16 protein-coding genes are annotated in these 18,117 nt (G+C 35.8%); 5 read left to right on the top strand and 11 right to left on the bottom strand.

Translation table 11 applies throughout. From position 1 onward, the window contains the following. Window positions 1-708: 708 nt before the first annotated feature. Both G9Q29_RS09510 and G9Q29_RS09505 read right to left on the bottom strand, forming a co-directional pair. Window positions 709-1,935, bottom strand: coding sequence for an ABC transporter permease (locus tag G9Q29_RS09510; protein WP_166136242.1), 1,227 nt, complete (start codon window positions 1,933-1,935; stop codon window positions 709-711). A gap of 79 nt (window positions 1,936-2,014) precedes the next feature. Next, the gene (locus G9Q29_RS09505; protein ID WP_166136239.1) at window positions 2,015-2,509 is read right to left on the bottom strand and encodes a YkgJ family cysteine cluster protein; all 495 of its coding nucleotides are present in this window, start codon (window positions 2,507-2,509) and stop codon (window positions 2,015-2,017) included. Between the two features lie 76 nt (window positions 2,510-2,585). On the opposite strand from G9Q29_RS09505, the gene G9Q29_RS09500 reads away from it, so the two are divergent. Then, window positions 2,586-3,296, top strand: coding sequence for a class I SAM-dependent methyltransferase (locus G9Q29_RS09500; protein ID WP_166136236.1), 711 nt, complete (start codon window positions 2,586-2,588; stop codon window positions 3,294-3,296). A 50-nt stretch (window positions 3,297-3,346) separates the two neighbouring features. On the opposite strand, the gene G9Q29_RS09495 is transcribed toward G9Q29_RS09500, so the two are convergent. The 7 genes from G9Q29_RS09495 to G9Q29_RS09465 all read right to left on the bottom strand — a co-directional run bounded on the left by G9Q29_RS09495 (window position 3,347) and on the right by G9Q29_RS09465 (window position 9,897). Next, window positions 3,347-3,979, bottom strand: coding sequence for a 7-carboxy-7-deazaguanine synthase QueE (locus G9Q29_RS09495; protein WP_166136233.1), 633 nt, complete (start codon window positions 3,977-3,979; stop codon window positions 3,347-3,349). 172 nt (window positions 3,980-4,151) lie between these two features. Then, the gene (locus G9Q29_RS09490; protein WP_166136230.1) at window positions 4,152-5,825 is read right to left on the bottom strand and encodes a tetratricopeptide repeat protein; all 1,674 of its coding nucleotides are present in this window, start codon (window positions 5,823-5,825) and stop codon (window positions 4,152-4,154) included. Window positions 5,826-5,841: 16 nt separating this feature from the next. Beyond that, window positions 5,842-6,762 (bottom strand): PstS family phosphate ABC transporter substrate-binding protein, encoded by a 921-nt coding sequence (locus G9Q29_RS09485; protein ID WP_166136227.1) that lies wholly within the window; start codon window positions 6,760-6,762, stop codon window positions 5,842-5,844. Window positions 6,763-6,995: 233 nt separating this feature from the next. Next, window positions 6,996-7,793: an energy transducer TonB gene (locus tag G9Q29_RS09480; protein ID WP_166136224.1), complete on the bottom strand. Its 798-nt coding sequence runs from the start codon at window positions 7,791-7,793 to the stop codon at window positions 6,996-6,998. 36 nt (window positions 7,794-7,829) lie between these two features. Beyond that, window positions 7,830-8,378, bottom strand: coding sequence for an ExbD/TolR family protein (locus tag G9Q29_RS09475; protein WP_166136221.1), 549 nt, complete (start codon window positions 8,376-8,378; stop codon window positions 7,830-7,832). Between the two features lie 18 nt (window positions 8,379-8,396). Next, window positions 8,397-8,996 (bottom strand): ExbD/TolR family protein, encoded by a 600-nt coding sequence (locus G9Q29_RS09470; protein ID WP_394367682.1) that lies wholly within the window; start codon window positions 8,994-8,996, stop codon window positions 8,397-8,399. A gap of 82 nt (window positions 8,997-9,078) precedes the next feature. After that, complete coding sequence (locus G9Q29_RS09465; protein WP_166136215.1) at window positions 9,079-9,897, bottom strand: MotA/TolQ/ExbB proton channel family protein; 819 nt, start codon at window positions 9,895-9,897, stop codon at window positions 9,079-9,081. A gap of 375 nt (window positions 9,898-10,272) precedes the next feature. Here G9Q29_RS09465 and G9Q29_RS09460 point away from each other — a divergent pair, with 375 nt between their 5' ends. From G9Q29_RS09460 to G9Q29_RS09450, 3 genes are read left to right on the top strand one after another with little or no spacing between them, the layout of a single operon-like run. Further along, a complete protein-coding gene (locus tag G9Q29_RS09460; RefSeq protein ID WP_166136212.1) occupies window positions 10,273-11,799 on the top strand; it encodes a helicase HerA-like domain-containing protein in 1,527 nt (508 codons plus the stop codon). Between the two features lie 19 nt (window positions 11,800-11,818). Further along, window positions 11,819-12,181 carry a cupin domain-containing protein gene (locus G9Q29_RS09455; RefSeq protein WP_166136209.1) on the top strand — a complete coding sequence of 121 codons (363 nt, stop codon included), beginning with the start codon at window positions 11,819-11,821 and terminating at the stop codon, window positions 12,179-12,181. Between the two features lie 43 nt (window positions 12,182-12,224). Continuing rightward, window positions 12,225-13,481: an NAD(P)/FAD-dependent oxidoreductase gene (locus tag G9Q29_RS09450; protein WP_166136205.1), complete on the top strand. Its 1,257-nt coding sequence runs from the start codon at window positions 12,225-12,227 to the stop codon at window positions 13,479-13,481. Window positions 13,482-13,511: 30 nt separating this feature from the next. Here the strand turns inward: G9Q29_RS09450 and G9Q29_RS09445 are convergent, their stop codons facing one another. After that, a complete protein-coding gene (locus tag G9Q29_RS09445) occupies window positions 13,512-14,852 on the bottom strand; it encodes an FAD-dependent oxidoreductase (protein ID WP_166136202.1) in 1,341 nt (446 codons plus the stop codon). A gap of 66 nt (window positions 14,853-14,918) precedes the next feature. Then, on the bottom strand, window positions 14,919-17,306 hold the full coding sequence (locus tag G9Q29_RS09440) for a penicillin acylase family protein (RefSeq protein ID WP_166136198.1): 2,388 nt from the start codon (window positions 17,304-17,306) through the stop codon (window positions 14,919-14,921). A 169-nt stretch (window positions 17,307-17,475) separates the two neighbouring features. Between G9Q29_RS09440 and G9Q29_RS14830 the strand changes: the two genes are divergently transcribed. Next, the gene (locus G9Q29_RS14830; RefSeq protein WP_187038250.1) at window positions 17,476-18,117 is read left to right on the top strand and encodes a flavin reductase family protein; all 642 of its coding nucleotides are present in this window, start codon (window positions 17,476-17,478) and stop codon (window positions 18,115-18,117) included.

The following is an 18,117-nucleotide window of genomic DNA, read 5'->3' as shown; positions in this document are numbered from 1 at the left end:
CTCTCAATATGTAATAAGAACTCTGCTCTATTGCGGGGTGCAAAGGTAACATCTATTTTAACTCTGGCAAACTTTTTGCAATCTTTTTTTAAAAATTGTTTTCTCGTTTGTTTTCAGTTTTTATTAGAACGTTGCCGTGATTGCGGGTGCAAAACTACAACCTTTATTCGCTTTTACAAGGATTTTTTAAACTTAATTTAAAACTATTTTTTAAGTAACTTAAAATCAATAAGGTTAGATATGAAGTTTTTTTCATCGCTGTGATGATTGGAGTCATTTTGCAGGTTTGATGGGGAAATTTAACGGTTATCCATGATAATTCGGCGGATGTTCTACCTTATATACTATGAAATATAGCTATGATTTACTCTACCCGTCGAGTGAAATTAGCAAAAACGGTTCTCGATACGCGTCACTTCGAGTAGCGCAGCGTATCGAGAAGTTTTGCACCGTTTTACTGCGCAAAAAACACTCGAACTGACGTTTTTAAAAATTATAGTCTACGAGTTTTACTCTATATAATATGTAGCTGTCACAAAATTCGTCTATAATACCTGCAGCTCGCGTTAGGGATAGCAGCGTAAAGCCCACAGGCACGACACTATTGAGGGAGTGGCGAGGACTTGCAGCGAATAGCCCGACGCCTATCTTGCTCTTGCCCTAAACAAAAGGCAAGAGCAAGAAAGACGGAACGCACAAAAAAAAGTGTTAATCGTAACGAATTGCTTTGACCGGTGAAATTTTCGTGATAATATAAGATGGAATTACTAAAACCAGTAAACACACCACTACGGTTAAAACATTTATTAATAGAATAGCAGGGATACTGATTGATACCGGCGCCTGATTGACATAGTAATTTTCTGGATTTAGCTTTACAATACCAAATTGATCTTGCAGAAGCAACAACGAAATCGCTATGCCGTTGCCCCAAAGTAGACCTCGACCTATAAGATGACCTGCATTATAAAGGAATATTTTTCGAACTGACCAATTATTGGCACCTAATGCTTTTAAGATGCCTATCATTTGTGTTCGCTCGAGAATAAGCACCAACAATGCTACGACCATGTTGATGGTTGCCACCAGAATCATTACTATTAAAATGACAATGATGTTGATATCGAACAATTGTAGCCATTCGAAAATATAACTGTATTTTTCGATTATCGTTTTACTATCTAATGTCGATGCGGTTTCAGCATAAACCTGCTCACCAATTGCTTGAATGGCCGTGAAGTCCCGAACAAAAACTTCGAAAGCACCAATTTGGTCAGGGCTCCACTTGTTCATTCGCTGCACGTGACGGATATCACCTAAAATGAAGGACGCATCAAATTCTTGAAAACCGGAATTAAAAATACCTACAATTTTAAAATTTCTTAAGTTGTAGCCCTGATCCTTCATGAAAAAGGTATTGAAACTATCTCCCAACTTTAAACTGAGACGATTTGCAATGAACTGCGAAATCACCACCTCTTCATTGAGGTTGGTTGCAGTGTTAGGAATTCGACCGTCAACTAGGTACTCCTGAATATTGTTCCACTTGTAGTCGTTGCCTACTCCTTTAAAAACGATTCCTTCAAAAGCCGTTGGCGTTCTTATAATTCCCGCTTTACTAGCCACAGCTTGAATATGATTGACGCCAGGAACAGACGAAAACTTTGGGTAAAAGGTTTGTTTTTTAGAAATTGGAGCCAATGTTACATCAGACTGATTGCTATCATAATTTGTAATTTCAATATGACCATTGAAAGCAGCAACTTTTTCTCGGATTTTTTGTTGCAACCCAACACCTGTTGCCACAGAGACAATCATCATAATTATACCAATTGCAATGGCACCCACCGCAATTTTAATAATTGGCGACGAAATAGTGCTTTTATGCTCCTTGGCTTTAATTAGCTTTTTGGCAATAAAATATTCTAAATTCAAAATCTTATTTTTTAATCAATGGTTATTGAATGGATATATTAGCAACTTTATCATCTGACAAAGTACTACCAAAAGTAACTTACAGAGGCAACTTTTTCTTCATCGCCTCAACTATATTAAATGCTGCAGGACAAATTGCAACATTACTCAAAGTAAGGTCCGTAATTTGCTGAAACTTTTTACGATCAGTATGTGGAAACTCTCTACATGCTTTTGGTCGAACATCATAAATAAAGCAAGCATTTTCATTATCTAAAAAAGTACAAGGAACCGATTGTAAAACATAATCTTGATCTTCATCAATACGTAAATACTGTTGTATAAATTGCTGTGGTTTTTGTTTAAGATGTTTTGAAATCCTTTCAATATCAGCTAAAGTAAACAAAGGACCTGTTGTTTTACAACAATTAGCACATTGCAAACAATCCGTTTTTTTGAATTCAGCATCATGCAAATCCTGCATTACATAATCGAGATTCTTAGGTGTCTTCTTTTTCAGCTTATCAAAATACTTTTTATTTTCGATATGCTTATCTTTGGCCTCTTTAGGAAGGTTATTTAAAATCTGTTTCAAGTGTCCTTTTTAAAGTTTGAGATACAAAAGTAAACAACTTCTAGAGTAATAACGATTACAACGTACACCAATTTACATGAAAGATCTTTTTGGAAAAGCAATGCTCGATTACCAAACCAACAATTCACCTGAAAATATACTAACCGAAACCACAATATCAGAAGAGGACGAAATGTCGGTAGCTTATTTATTTCGTTCTTTTCAGGAAATGCCATTACTGGAGCAAGTTGCTTTACAAATGTCGACAGGTAAGGTTTTGGATGTAGGATGTGGAGCAGGAAGTCACAGCTTGTATTTACAAAACGAAAAAAAACTGAATATTCACGCGATTGACATCTCTGCAAATGCGATTAAAACCTGTTTACTACGTGGTGTGCAAAACGCAGCGGTTCAAAATATTCTAGACACCAACAAAGACGAAAATCAATATGACACTATTTTACTCTTGATGAATGGTACCGGAATATTTGGGACCTTGGCAAAGACACCAAAGTATTTACAACATCTTAAAACCTTGCTTTCACCAAAAGGCCAAATATTAATTGATTCATCAGACCTTATTTATATGTTCGACAACGATGAAGATGGTGGAAAATGGATTCCTTCTGATGGATATTATGGAGAACTTAAGTTTAGTATAAAGTACAAAAACGAAAAAGAAGAAGATTTTCCTTGGTTATATCTTGATTACAATACACTTCAAAATGCAGCACATGATGTAGGTTTGCAATGTGAACTTATTAAAGAGGGAGATCATTTTGATTACTTAGCTCGACTGTCACTTTAAAAAATAAACCCAAAAAAACCTCGATCATTATTAATGTCGAGGTTTTGTATTTAAGGGATATTCAAATATTTATGTGTTTGTAACGAAACGCGCCATTTGGGATTATTCATGACATAGTCAACTATTAGTGGTGTCATCTCTTCTTTTTTACTCCACTCCGGTTGCAAGAACAAAATAGCATTATCATTAACGAGTTCTGCTTGCTCTTCGGCAAAAATAAAGTCATGTTTATTATGAATAATTACCTTCAACTCGTGAGCACTATCGTATACGGTTGTTGTAGGCAATTTGTTTTTTTTTGGCGAAAGACAAATCCAATCCCATTGACCAGATAACGGATAAGCACCCGAGGTCTCGATATGTACTTTACGGTTATTGCTTTTTAACTTAGTAGTTAAAAGTTCCATATCCCACATTAAAGGTTCGCCGCCAGTAACCACAACAGTTTCGGAATATTGACTTGCATTATGCACAATAGTATCGACAGCTGTTGGCGGATGCAATTCGGCATTCCAACTCTCTTTCACATCGCACCAGTGGCAACCCACGTCACAACCTCCAATTCTTATAAAATAAGCTGCGGTTCCGGTGTGATAGCCTTCACCTTGAATGGTATAAAACTCCTCCATCAACGGAAGCATCGCACCTTTATTAACCTCTAACTGAATTTCTTTTGATAACATTATTGTAAATTAAAATGCAAAGATACACATTTTGAAAGTAGAAGATTGTAGAAACACCACAAACACAATAATAGAAAGAGGAAAAGATATAATAATCAATGATTTTGTAATTTATAAAAATAAAAAAACCGGTAACTAAAAGCTACCGGCTCATTTCTTATGAAAGATTTAATTACTTTAAAATCTTGATTGATTCTGCAGCATAATTGTTTGCAGGATCTAATGCTAAAGTTTTATTGAAAAACTCAATTGCTTTTGCTTTATCAGAATTGGCAAAACTTGCAGCCATATTGTTGTAAGCTTCAATAAACTTCGCTTTTACAGCAGGTTTAGCAACTTCTGCTTCACCTAAAGCAGAAATTTTTGAAACATACTCTTGATAATTCTGAACCATCACATCGTCTTTTTCTAATAATCTATTAGCACGCGCTCTGTAAAGGTAAGCTTCGTTGTATGTTGGACTTGCAACAAGAATTCTCTCAAACGCAGCATCAGCTTTAGCCATACCCTCTTTATCTACTTTACCGTCTTTAGCTTTATTAGCATTAGCATAGTAATGTGATAAACCAAAATACACATTATCATCAAGGAAGCTAGTTGACTCTTTGGTATTTGCACCAAATTCGAAAATAGCAGCAGCTTCATTATAAAGTTTTTGAGTAAACAATTTTTTACCAACTTCGCTTAAAGCTTGAACGGCCAATGGCTCCATATCAATTGCTCTCTTAATATCAGCAACACCAGCAGTAAATGCAGCATTGTCAATTGAAGCACCATCAGCGGCAGTCCCTTTCTTAATTCTACTTAAACCTAAATTCAAATAATCTAAGGCGATTACTTTGTTGCCAGGAGTATTAATGAAATTTTCAAGAGATTTAATAGCTACATCAGTATTACCATTTTTATAGGCTGCATAACCTAAGTAACGATAAATTCTAGGATTTACTTTATCTAACTCAATCATTTTATTTGCCTCAACCTCCAATGCAGCATAATCTTCTATCAAGATTAAAAAGTCAGCACGACGCATTCTAGACTGAATAGAATAATCTGTAAATGACATGTATTTGTCATAATTCTCTAAAGCAATCTTGTAATTTGCAGCAGCTGTTGAAGGTTTATTACGTGCAATTTTGTAATATGTTTCAGCCAATTCTCTGTAAACAGGTCCATAACTTGGATTAATAGCAATAACTTCATTGTACGCTTTCAAAGCCTCATCATAAGACTTAGCACCTTTTAATAATACACCTAGTTGCATTTTGGCTTTCAATAAAGAACTGTCTAATTGAAAAGCACTTCTATAGGCAACATACGCCTCGTTTTGTTTACCATCTCCATAATATGCATCACCTAAAGCCAATTGCAATTGTGCATCTTGATTGTTCTTGATAGCAGGATTTGTCAAGGTTGCAATGGCCGCTTTATAATCTGGTTTCTCAGCATTCATATACGCTCTTGCAACATATACAAATTCTTGCACATCCTTTTTCTTCATGTCTTTTAACGCCAAGGCGAATTTTGCTTGAGCAGCAGCAATATCCTTTTTGTCTAAATCCATCTGACCTAAACCGATATTGTTTAATCTACCGTCTTCAGATGCAACAAGACCTTTATCAAAAGTAATCTTAGCAGAATCTTGAATACTTTGTGTTAGATAAATATTACCTAACGTGAAATAAGCATTACCATTTGAAGGTTTAGATTTTATGATCGATTTTAATATAGACTTCGCACTTTCGTATTGCTCAGCATCTATTGCTTTTTTGGCTTGTGCTATATCCTGGGCTTGTGCCGATAAAGCTGTAGCTAAAAAGGCAACGCTGAATGTTGTTAATTTGTTCATTTTAATAGTAGTTAATTTATTTATCATCATTTTGATTATTTGTGATTGTAAACTTTCTAGTAGGTATCCTAATAGGCAACAATCCCGATTTTAATACAATTCGTTGTCCAATATCTCCTCCTACAAACGAGGCAAAGCCCATTCCTAAACCAGAGTATCCTTGACAATTGATTATATACAAATCGCGTGCCAAAGGATATTTCTTTTCGGCTATATCATTTTGCGATGGCAAATAATAACCATTCCCTTTAAGACCTTTAACACGTAAGGTAACTAAATTATCAATAAACTGTTTCATAGCAGGTTTAGGCTGTGACAACCAATTAACACCAACCACTCCTATTAAACCGTCATTGTCAGAAACGTGCTTAATTACTTCATCATTAGTCTTGAAAGAAAAAATTCCTTTTTGTGGAATATCTTTCAACCCCGCCAACTCTCGCAAATACCTAACAGTACTGGAATTAAGATTGTCAAAAACCAAACCTTTGATACCAGCAACCTCTTGACCTTTCATGAAAGATATTACATCTTGCAAAGCAACTAGTGTATCTTTACTATTTCTATTTACGACAAATGCAATAGCATCAGTAGCGAAAGGAGTAACCTTAGGACTAATTTTTCTTTGCTTGAAAATTTTTAGTTCATCGGCTGTTAAATCTCTTGCTAAAATTGCAATACCGCCCTTTGCGTTTACTAAAGAAACAACTGTTTCTGCTTCTGACTGCGATTGTAGTTTTATCTTAGCTTGGTATTCACTTTCAAAAACAGCAACCTGATCTTCAACAATTGGTGTAATAGTTTCATCAACAAACACTGTTGCTTGACCTTTCAAAATTGTTTCAGGCGAATCAGCACTTTTGTTTTGATTGCATGAAAATAGCACTAAAAACAAAGAAACACAAAGAACAGCGAATAGTTTAACAAAATTTTTCATCTCTTAAGTATTGTTATCATTAATAATCCTGAAGAATCGGAAGGAAGCATAAGCAATTAAAATCGCACCAAAGGCGACTCTTGCGATCGGCGGCATGTCTAGCGGAAAGTTCTTCATGAATATTATAAAACTGCCTAAAACGACATACAATACCAAAAACAAAATTCCTAAAACAAGAAGAAATCGCTCTCTAAGCGATTTCTTCTTAATATTATTATATATGTTATTCAACATTATTCTTGTGCTTGAATCACAATTGGAATAGAATAAAGAACACGAACTGGTTTACCATTTTGAATACCAGGAGACCATTTTGGAGATTTTTTCAAAACTCGAATAGCTTCTTTACCAGTACCATAACCTACGTCTCTAGCTACTTTAACATCCGTTAAAGATCCATCTTTCTCAACTACGAAAGTAACATACACTTTACCACTTGGAGCATCTTCAGGAGTTGTATAATTATCACCAATAAATTTGTAAAACTTATTGATTCCACCAGGAAAATCTGGTTTTACCTCGATACCTGCCGTGTTATAAATTGTATTATCTGGAGCTTCTTCAACTACTGCAGCAGTTCCTGTACCAACTGGTTCTACAGTTAAAACTGCATCTGGATCTCCTTTAATAGTTTCAGCACCTAACTTTTTATCTTTCAACTCTACCATCTTAGGTGGTTCTTCAGTCACCTCTTCTGCTTTTGCAACAACAGGTTTCACGAATTTTACTTGATCCACCTTAGGCGGAGGCGGTGGAGGTGGTGGAATATTTTTCTTAACTTCTTCTTTTTTAGGAGGTAACTTAATACTAACAATTTTAGTATCTAAAGCTGCCTCATCTTCAGAAGAATCAGGAAGTAAGCCTAGTATTAAAGGCATACTTATAGCAACAGCAAATACAATGGCCCCAAAGATCATAGCCTTCGTTGTTGTTTTATTATTCGACTTTCTAAGTTCGTAAGCGCCATACGCTTTATTTCGACCTTCGAATACAATGTCAAGCCATCGGTTTGTAAATATGTCTAATTTCATCTTTGTTCATTTTTTGGTTATCAATAAGTAATTTGATTACTTATCTCCTATCAATTTTAATTCCTCCGGTGTAATATCATTTACAATAGCATTTGTTGGGACACCAACGATAGCCATTTCATCAAGAATATCAACAAGGTTACGGTAATTTGATTTTTTACCTGGCTTGATAATAACAATCAAACCTTTGTCTTTATTACCTGTGTATTCAACTACAGATGCTTTTCTTTTTAAAAGTTCGGCACGAATTCCTTCTTTGCCGTAAGCGATTTCTTTTGGACCAGCTATCGGAGTAGCTAATAAGCCCATGTAGTAAACCATTTTATCATTATCTCCCAATAAAACAGTTAACGTACGATTTTCATCAACCTTGATATCCTTGTTTTTGGTATCATCTTCATCTTTATCTGGCAAACCCAAAGGCATGGATTGAGGTTTAGACAAAGTTGTCGTAAGCATGAAGAATGTAATTAATAAAAACGCTAGATCCACCATTGCAGTTAAATCTACTTTCGAGTTTGATTTTTTACTTCTTACTTTACCACCTTTTTTGCCACCACCGTCGCCGGTATTTAATTCAGCCATTTTAGTGTGTTTTTAAAATTATTTGGTAGTTGCTCTAAGACCGGTTACCAAATTAAAGTTATTGATTTTTTGCTCTTGTAATATATCCATCACCTTTTTAATAGCTGGATACTCTTCTTTTGAGTCACCTTTGATTGCGACTTGCAATTCTTTGTCATTTACGTCAATATTTGCTTGACGTGAAGTGTAAATCCAATCTTTTAATTGATTGTCCAAAGAATCTTTAGGCACACCTGGCTGAACACCTGGTTTGTTTCTGTCAGCAGTCTTCATCGCAATCAATTGTTTTAGGCTAGTAATTGGAACACCAATTCCCTCCATCAAAGCAAAAGTTTCAGATTCAGTTTCTGTAAACTGTACACCATACTTTTCACCCATCAATTCAAGTGCTTTTTTTCTAACTTCTCTACCTTTTAAATCATAGAAAACTTTTCCTTTTCCGATTGTAATAGTAGCTAAATTATCTTCTGGCAACTTAGACTGAACTGTCGACGCAGGAGTATCAACTGGCAAGGCTTCAGGTATTTTTGCAGTTGCTGTCATTACGAAGAAAGACAACAAAAGAAAAGCTACGTCACACATTGCAGTCATGTCCGTAGACCCTGCTTTTTTCTTCATTTTTATAGCCATCAATATATATTTTAATTTTTACAAAAAGGTAACCTACACAGGGTTACCTTCCTGCAAAATACATTATTAATTATTTTTGAGCACTTCTGAAGTGTCTGTAAGTATTTACAATTGTATTACCTGCCTCGTCAATAGAGTAAGTTAATGTATCAATTTTAGATGTAAAGAAGTTGTAAGCGATAATTGCTAAAGCAGAAGTAGAGATACCTGTTGCAGTGTTGATCAATGCCTCAGAGATACCATTTGCAAGAGCTGCTTGGTCAGGAGTACCTGCTGCAGATAACGCACTAAATGCTTTAATCATACCTGTTACTGTTCCTAATAATCCTGCAAGAGTCCCTAAAGATACCATTGTAGAAAGTACAGTCATGTGCTTCTCTAACATTGGCATTTCTAATGAAGTAACTTCTTCAATTTCTTTGTGAATAGTTTCAGCTGCTGCTTCACTATCTAAACCTTCTCTTTTTACTTCTTGGTATTTCAATAAAGCAGATTTGATTGGGTTAGCAACAGAACCTTTTTGTTTGTCACAAGCTGCAATTGCACCTTCGATGTTTCCAGATTTGATATCTTTTTGCAAGTTAATCATGAAAGTATCTAAATTTCCTGTTCCAGCTGCTTTTGAAATTACAGCAAAACGCTCAAATGAGAATACAACTACCATTAACAACAATCCTAACAATACTGGTACAATTGGACCTCCTTTGTAAACCATTGCCAACATATTACCTGGTAGTGGGTGACCTGTATTAACTCCACCTTCGAAATTAGCACCATTACCCATTATGAAATTCCAAATCAACCATCCAACAAAAATACATGCTACAATAATGATTCCTGAGATCATTCCTCCTCCGTTTGCCGCTTTTTCTTTTTTAACGTTTGCCATTTTTTTTTTAATTTTAATAGTTTTAAATAAATTATCTTAGTTATATTAAACTTGTAGTTAGGCAAATTTATATTTTTAGTTCAAATAAAAAAACTTTTTTTTATTTAATTGTCATTAAATTTATTTCAAAAACACAATTATCAGAGCCACGCCTTGATTTTCATCAATATCATGACGTGTAATCGTATTCTAGATATATAAATGTCATTTATTTATGATTATTTTTTATAATTCATCAAAAACAAAGCAATTAAGAAGAAAACTACAAATTCATCAATTTAGCAACAATTAAACAGTAACACTGCAGGAAAAGCGGGAATTGGTAATATTCTAAAAATACAATACCTTGCAAAAGCATAAAAACAAAGTCCAACTATGAGTACAACATTAGATTTTAAGACACATATTACATCTGGTTACAGCCATAAAGGCGGAAGCATTACATTGGGCGGAGGGATTTTAAACGGTATTCCCGTTCCCGATACCTTTGTTACTATTCCGCTCAAAACAATGAATAGACACGGCCTAATTGCAGGAGCAACGGGAACCGGTAAAACAAAAACAATACAAGTGCTATCAGAGCAACTCTCACAAGCTGGCGTTCCAGTGTTGATGATGGATATAAAAGGAGACTTTAGCGGAATTGCAAAAGAAGGAGAAGTTAAAGACTTTATACAAGAGCGTCACGCAAAAATCAATATTCCATATAGTAATGCAAGTTTTCCTGTTGAACTTTTGACCTTATCGGAGCAAACCGGTGTTCGTTTGCGTGCTACCATATCAGAGTTTGGACCAGTATTATTTTCTAGAATTCTAAACTTAAATGATACTCAGGCTGGAGTAGTTTCGGTTATTTTTAAATACTGTGACGATAATGCTATGCCATTGCTTGATTTAAAAGACATCAAAAAAGTAATCAACTATATTACTGAGGAAGGTAAAGAAGAAATCGAAGAATTATACGGAAAAATTTCTACTTCGACTACGGGAACTATTTTGAGAAAAATAATTGAACTCGAGCAACAAGGTGCTGATTTGTTTTTTGGAGAATTATCATTTGATATCAACGATTTGATGCGCATCAATGAGGAAGGAAAAGGCTACGTCAATATCCTGCGATTAACAGACATTCAGGATAAACCAAAGCTGTTTTCGACCTTCATGCTAAGTATGCTTTCTGAAATTTACCAGCAGATGCCTGAAAAAGGTGATGCTGAACAACCGGAATTGGTAATTTTTATAGATGAAGCCCACTTAATATTTAGCGAAGCTAGTAAAGTTTTGCTTGAACAAATCGAAACTATTGTCAAATTAATTCGTTCCAAGGGCATTGGTATTTATTTCATTACTCAAAACCCGATGGATATTCCAAGTGGAGTGCTTGCCCAGCTAGGTTTAAAAATTCAGCATGCTTTAAGAGCCTTCACAGCAAATGACAGAAAAGCTATCAAACAAACCGCAGACAACTACCCAACATCAGAATTTTATCAAACAGACGAAATTTTGACCAGTTTAGGAATTGGAGAGGCGCTTGTAACTGCATTGAATGAAAAAGGAATCCCGACTCCACTTGTGGCTACCATGATGCGAGCTCCAATGAGCAGAATGGATATTTTAACCGAAACTGAAATTCAAGAGATCAATCAAAAGTCAAAGCTCGTTAAAAAATACAGTGAACTTATTGATCGCGAAAGCGCTTACGAAATTTTGAATCAAAAAATTGAGGCTGCAACAAAAGAAGCTTCTGAGAATACAACTTCTGAAACCGAAGAAACCGTAAAAACAGAAAAACAAGGACCAAGTACTGCAGAAGTTGTTGGTAAATCAGTACTCAAAGTTATTACTAGTGCCACCTTCATACGAGGTGTATTTGGAGTTTTAAGTAAAGTTTTCAAAAAATAACAATCGACCATAATTAAAAATGAAAAAATATTTTATTCAAACTGCCCCTTTTATTGTTCCAACTACTGACGGAAAATTAATTGAAGAGCACCATGGTTTAGCAACCACACAAAACAACGAAATATCAATTGCTCACATGGTAGCGCCACCAGGGTGGAGCGAACCTTTTCAAACTCCAGAGTTTGATGAATACACCTATATTATTAGTGGTAAAAAACAATTTATTATTGATGATGAAACCATTATTTTAGAGGCCGGACAATCCATAAAAATTGAGCGCAATACGCGAGTACAATATTCAAATCCTTTTGATGCTCCTTGCGAATACATTGCCATTTGTACACCTGCCTTCTCTATAGAAAATGTTAATAGAGAAGAGTAAAACTATTTAAATTCGTAACTTGGGGTCGACAAGAACAACAACTATGACTACTAAAAAAAGAATCATCATTATAGGTGCCGGATTTGCTGGATTACGTTTGGCACAGGATTTAGAAAACACGGATTACGATGTTCTGCTAATCGACAGGAACAATTACCATCAGTTTCAGCCATTAATGTATCAAGTGGCAACAGCAAGATTGGAACCTGCCAGTATTTCTTTTCCGTTAAGAAAAGTATTTCAACACTCTAAAAATGTAAGAATACGGATTGCAGAGGTTCAAAAAGTGGAAACAGAGCAACAAATTGTACAAACTAGTATTGGAGCATTTGAATACGATCATTTAGTAATTGCTTTTGGATGTACTACCAACTATTTTGGCAACCCGTCAATAGAGAAATTTGCTTTCCCGATGAAATCGGTACCTGAAGCAATTCAGCTTCGTAACCAAATTTTGCAAACTTTTGAAGATACCTTAATTGCCTCAGCTGATGACTTGCCTGCTTTACTCAATTTTGTTGTGGTGGGCGGTGGACCAACGGGTGTGGAACTTGCGGGCGCTTTGGCGGAAATGAAAAAAAACATTTTGCCGAAGGATTATCCAGATAAAGACTTCTCGAAACTGACTATTTATTTACTCGAAGGATCGCCAGCCATTTTAGGTCCAATGAGTCCCGACTCGCAAAAGATGTCACGTATATACTTAGAGCAATTAGGTGTAATTGTAAAAACCGATACTATTGTGAGCCAATATGACGGTACCAATGTTCAGCTACAAAGTGGCGCCATTATTCCGTCAAAAAATGTGATTTGGGCAGCAGGAATTATAGGGAACACATTGAATGGAATACCAGAAAGTACGATAACACGAGGAAACCGTTATGTTGTGAACCGAAAAAGCAATATTATCGGTCTAAACAATATTTATGCATTGGGCGATGTTGCTTATATGGAAACACCAAAATATCCAAAAGGTCATCCTCAAGTAGCTAGTGTTGCTATTGAACAAGCTAAAATACTGGCAAATAATTTTAAAAATCTATTGAAAGGACGTGCTTTGATCGATTACGAATATCATGATAAAGGAAGTATGGCAACAATTGGTAAACGAAAAGCAGTTGTTGACTTGCCTAAATTTAGTTTTCAAGGCCGATTAGCATGGTTAACATGGATGTTTATTCACTTAATGCTTATTTTGAGCGTAAAAAACAAGCTTTCCATATTTGTCAATTGGATGTTTAGCTATTTCAATAACGACAGTACATTACGGGTTTTGCTAAAACCAGCAGTAAAAAAATAAAAACGGACTCCTAATTGGAGTCCGTTTTTGTTATTGGAGTAAAGCAATAATTTTCTGTTCGACTAAATCTGAGTTCCAAATTTCTTGGATATTATCCATTTTTAAAACTTCTTGCATAATTTCATTTTGGTAATCTCCCACCGCCAAGGCTTCGGCATACGGTTGCAAACTAAAGGTAACTCTACTATACAATGGCATCCATTTATCAGGATGTTTATCAGAGAACCATTTTTCTATTTTCTTTTGAAGTAGAAAGTTTTCATCAGCTGTTTTGGCGCTCATTTCTATAAAATTACGCTCGGCTAGTTCGGCAATTGCATCGGCGTTAGGTTTTCTTGATTTCTGGTATTCTGAAAAAATGCGGCTCCAATCATCTCCATACTCCTGCATTAATTCACTTAAAACCGTGATATCTTCAAAACCAGCATTCATCCCTTGTCCATAAAACGGTACTATAGCGTGAGCTGCATCACCAATAAGGGCTAACTTGTCTTCAAATGTCCAAGGATAGCATTTCATTTTCACCAAATAGCTCGTTGGGTTTTTGAAAAAATCAACCACTAAATCTGGAATCACTTCTTTGGTATCAGGAAAATACTTTGCAAAAAACGCTACTAAATGCGCCTCATCTTTGAGTTGTTCAAATGAATTTTCGCCCTCAAAAGGCATAAATAAAGTACAAGTAAAACTACCGTCAAGGTTTGACAAGCCCATTAACATGAAATTGCCTCTAGGCCAAATGTGCAACGAATTTTTGTCAATTTTATGAGAACCATCTGGATTGGCCGGAATGTGCAATTCTTTATAGCCAATTTTCATGAACTCTTGCGAATAATCAAACATAGATTGTCGTTGCATACGATGACGAATTCTTGAAAATGCACCATCAGCGCCAAAAACTTTATCAAATTTGATTTCCGTCCACTCGCCACGCTCGGTTTCACCAACATGAAGTGATGCATCGGTTAGTGTTACATCCCAAATTTTTTGATTGAAAAAGAACTCAACACCTTCCTTTTCAGCTAAATCAATCATTTTACGATTAAGAATCCCCCTTGAAAGTGAAAAAATAGCTTCACCTTCTTTGCCGTAATTTTGTGTAATGTAGCTACCGTCCTGCATGTGAATTCCACGTTTATCAACCGGAATACCAATAGCTCGAATTTCGTCATCGAGACCAATATCACTTAATGTTTTCCATCCTCGATCAGACATTACCAAATTAATGGAGCGTCCTGAAAACTGAATATTTCGAATATCAGGACTTCTATCGTACACGTGCACCGTATGACCTGCTTTCTTTAAGTATATCGCCAAGAGCGTTCCTACGAGACCTGAACCTACTACCGCAATTTTTTGAGGAGTTTGCATTGTATTTTTAAATCAAAAGTTAAGCAAAATTACTGATTAAAAACGTCAGCCTTTCTAAAAAAGCAATTATTTACTGACTTTAAACACTAATTTTGAAGAAGTACGAACAATTTCCTCTTTGTTAAGGATCATTCTTCTGAATTTGCCGGTGTTATACAATTCAGCTTGATCGCTGTAATGACTACTCAGCACATTTCCTGATTGTCCGGTTGGTAATACGCTCCAACTATTTTCGATATCCGAAAAATCAATAACCCTACGCGTAGAAGGACCTCCTTTTACGAGATAGTTCCCATCGGCTGTGTAATCAAAAAATAAGTTGTTGATTACTTCATTAGAACCCGAAACTTCAAATGGACCTACGTTGAAAATATTACGTAAAGCAGCCACCTTCCCGAGCGGATGTTGATGCTCAACCGTATGCACTTTGTTCCAAGTCCAAGTCTTGACATCATGACCAAACTGTAATTCTAAAGCAGCTATCGCTTGCGCAAAAGATAAACTCAAAATATCTTTTCTGGATTCTTTTTTATTTTTTGTAGCGCTATTGTCCCACCAGATGGAATTTTCGGTTGCCAATTGTCTAGCCACGACTTGTTTCATTATGTGTGTTCCTAGAAAAGACTTGAATCGATCAGTACCTAATTCATCCTCGAAGGTGTTTTTCAAATAGCAAAACAAAAACTTGTTGTAAATGGTAGGCGCCACATCGTTCAGGTTGTGCGATCCTTTCCAAGTTTTTAAAATTGAAAGCGCTTCTTTTTGAATAGTTGTTGCTTTTTCATTTCCTAAAATGGGTAGTAAATTTTTAACCAAGCTGGGGGCAGTTGCTGATGTATTGTCAAAAATCATACTTCCGACACTTGCCTTGTCCCAATCAGATTTTGGATCTAGTAATAGAGTGATGCGCTTGGCTCTATCTTCGGGCAAATAATAACCGGGATAGCTAAAACCATCTACTGCCTCCGGTTGGTTGTTGGCAGAATAAACGTAGTTCCATCTTGGGTTTACAGCAGACGGATTTTTGGAAAAGTCAAGATAACTAGCAATATCGTTTTTACCACTTGCTCCATCTAAAATAAAGTTAGGATTCACTCCCGCTTGGTGCTTGTACAATTTTCCGGTAGCCCACCATGCCACATTACCTTTGGCATCGCCATACATAACATTTAAGCCTGGTGCCGCAATTAAGGAAACGCCTTTTTGAAAATCAGCTTTATTTTTTGCGTGCGACAAAATATACACAGCATCTAAAATTTGAATGGGTTGCTGAGTATAAATCCACGACATCGCGATAGGATTTTTTGACGGAAGACCTTCAATTAAATCATTTATCACAGGACCGTGTCTTGAAATTTTCACATTTAAACTTACCGATGTAGAGTCTTTTACTAGAATTGTCTTCTTTCTAACATCATATTTGCGATAGCCTGAAGGTGTTACGTAAGAATTAGCATCAGTAGGATGATTTTTTTCTTCATACAAATCAACGTCATCATTTTCAAACATCGTTAAACCGTATGCGTAGTCTCTGTTGTGACCCAGCAAAGGATAAGGAGTTCCTGCTAAATACGAACCATAAAGCTCAAATTCAGGCGTTACCAAATGCGCTTCATACCACGTTCCAGGTTGCGAAAATCCAATATGCGGATCATTTGCAAAAATAACTTTCCCATTTTTCGTTTTTTTGGGACCAATAACCCAACTATTACTTCCGATAAAAGGAGCAACAGGAGAGCGCTCTAACAGTTGCGCAACAGCTTTAGAAATAGCGGCATATTCTTGTGGCCTATCTTTGGCATTTCGAATTTTGGTGGTATTGAAAGCACCGTCTAAACCGAAATCTTTCAAATAAGCAGCACCTAAATTATCACGAATATCAGTCATCAAGGGATCTGATTTTTGCGCCATTGCAAAACTAAAAGACATGTACCCAAATATATTGTACACATCCTTCATGCTAAATTTTTGTTTTTTGATCCCCAACAAACTAAACTCAACTGGCGCAAAACCTTCATCAAGATATTGATTAACGCCATCAAGATAGGCTTGCGCAAGTTGGTAACTGGCGCTATTTGTATCTAAATCAGCTATCGCTTTTGCAGAAGCTTCTTCGATGCCTAAACCTGCAAAAAACAAATCATTTTTGAGTGCCACTGAACCAAAAATCTCAGATAAACGGCCGGGTGCAATGCGTCGCATTAATTCCATTTGCCAAAGACGGTCTTGCGCATGCACGTAACCCAAAGCAGTCATAGCATCTTTTGAACTATTGGAATAAATATGAGGAACACCAAACTCATCAAAATAAACGGTAGTCTCATTTTGAATATTTTTCAAAGCCACTTCGCCCTCGTATTTTGGTTTCAGATAAAAACCATAAAGCAACACAGAGCAAACCAGAATAAGGACAACGCCTAATACAACAATAGATAATTTACGGAGTTTAGTCATTTTTAATAAAAATTGGAAAACAAATATATAGGTTTTGAAAGGATATTAAAACAGAATTACCTTCTCTCCTATTTAATAAAACGACAAAGCTAGCACTATTTTATTTTTGTTTAATATTTTTTATTTTTTATTAAACAAAAAAGTATCTTTGTTTAAAAAACAAGACAATATGAAGCACGTTACCAAAGATACCATCGCACAAATGGAAAAAGTAGCCCGATTGAATTTAATCAATTCATGCACGGGATATAAATCAGCTAACTTAATAGCTACCAAATCAGCAGACGGAATTTCGAATGTGGCTATTTTTAGCAGCGTTACCCATTTAGGAAGTCATCCGGCGATGATTGGTTTTATTATGCGACCTACAACAGTTCCGCGAGATACCTATAAAAACATTAAAGAGACGGGCTATTTCACCGTAAATCATATCACAGAATCAATGATTGCTGACGCACACCACACCTCAGCGAACTATGAATATGGTATTTCTGAATTTGAGAAAACCAATTTGACTGAAGAGTATAAAGACGATTTAGAAATTCCTTTTGTACAAGGAAGCCCGGTGCAATTGTACTGCAAATACCTGAATGAATATTTTATTGCCGAAAATGATACTATTCACATCATCGCGTCAATTGAACATTTGTTTTATAACGACGAATTAGAGCATCCTGCTAATTGGTTGCAACTCGATAAAGCCGGTGTTGTGGCTATCAATGGTTTAGATGGGTATTGTTTACCCACTTTACTTGACCGTTACCAATATGCGCGTAAGGAACAACCAACTACTTCTTTTTTCAAAAAATAA

This window comes from Flavobacterium turcicum, from assembly GCF_011365745.1.
Classification (GTDB): Bacteria; Bacteroidota; Bacteroidia; order Flavobacteriales; family Flavobacteriaceae; genus Flavobacterium; species Flavobacterium turcicum.
This window is presented reverse-complemented; position numbering and strand designations above follow the sequence as displayed.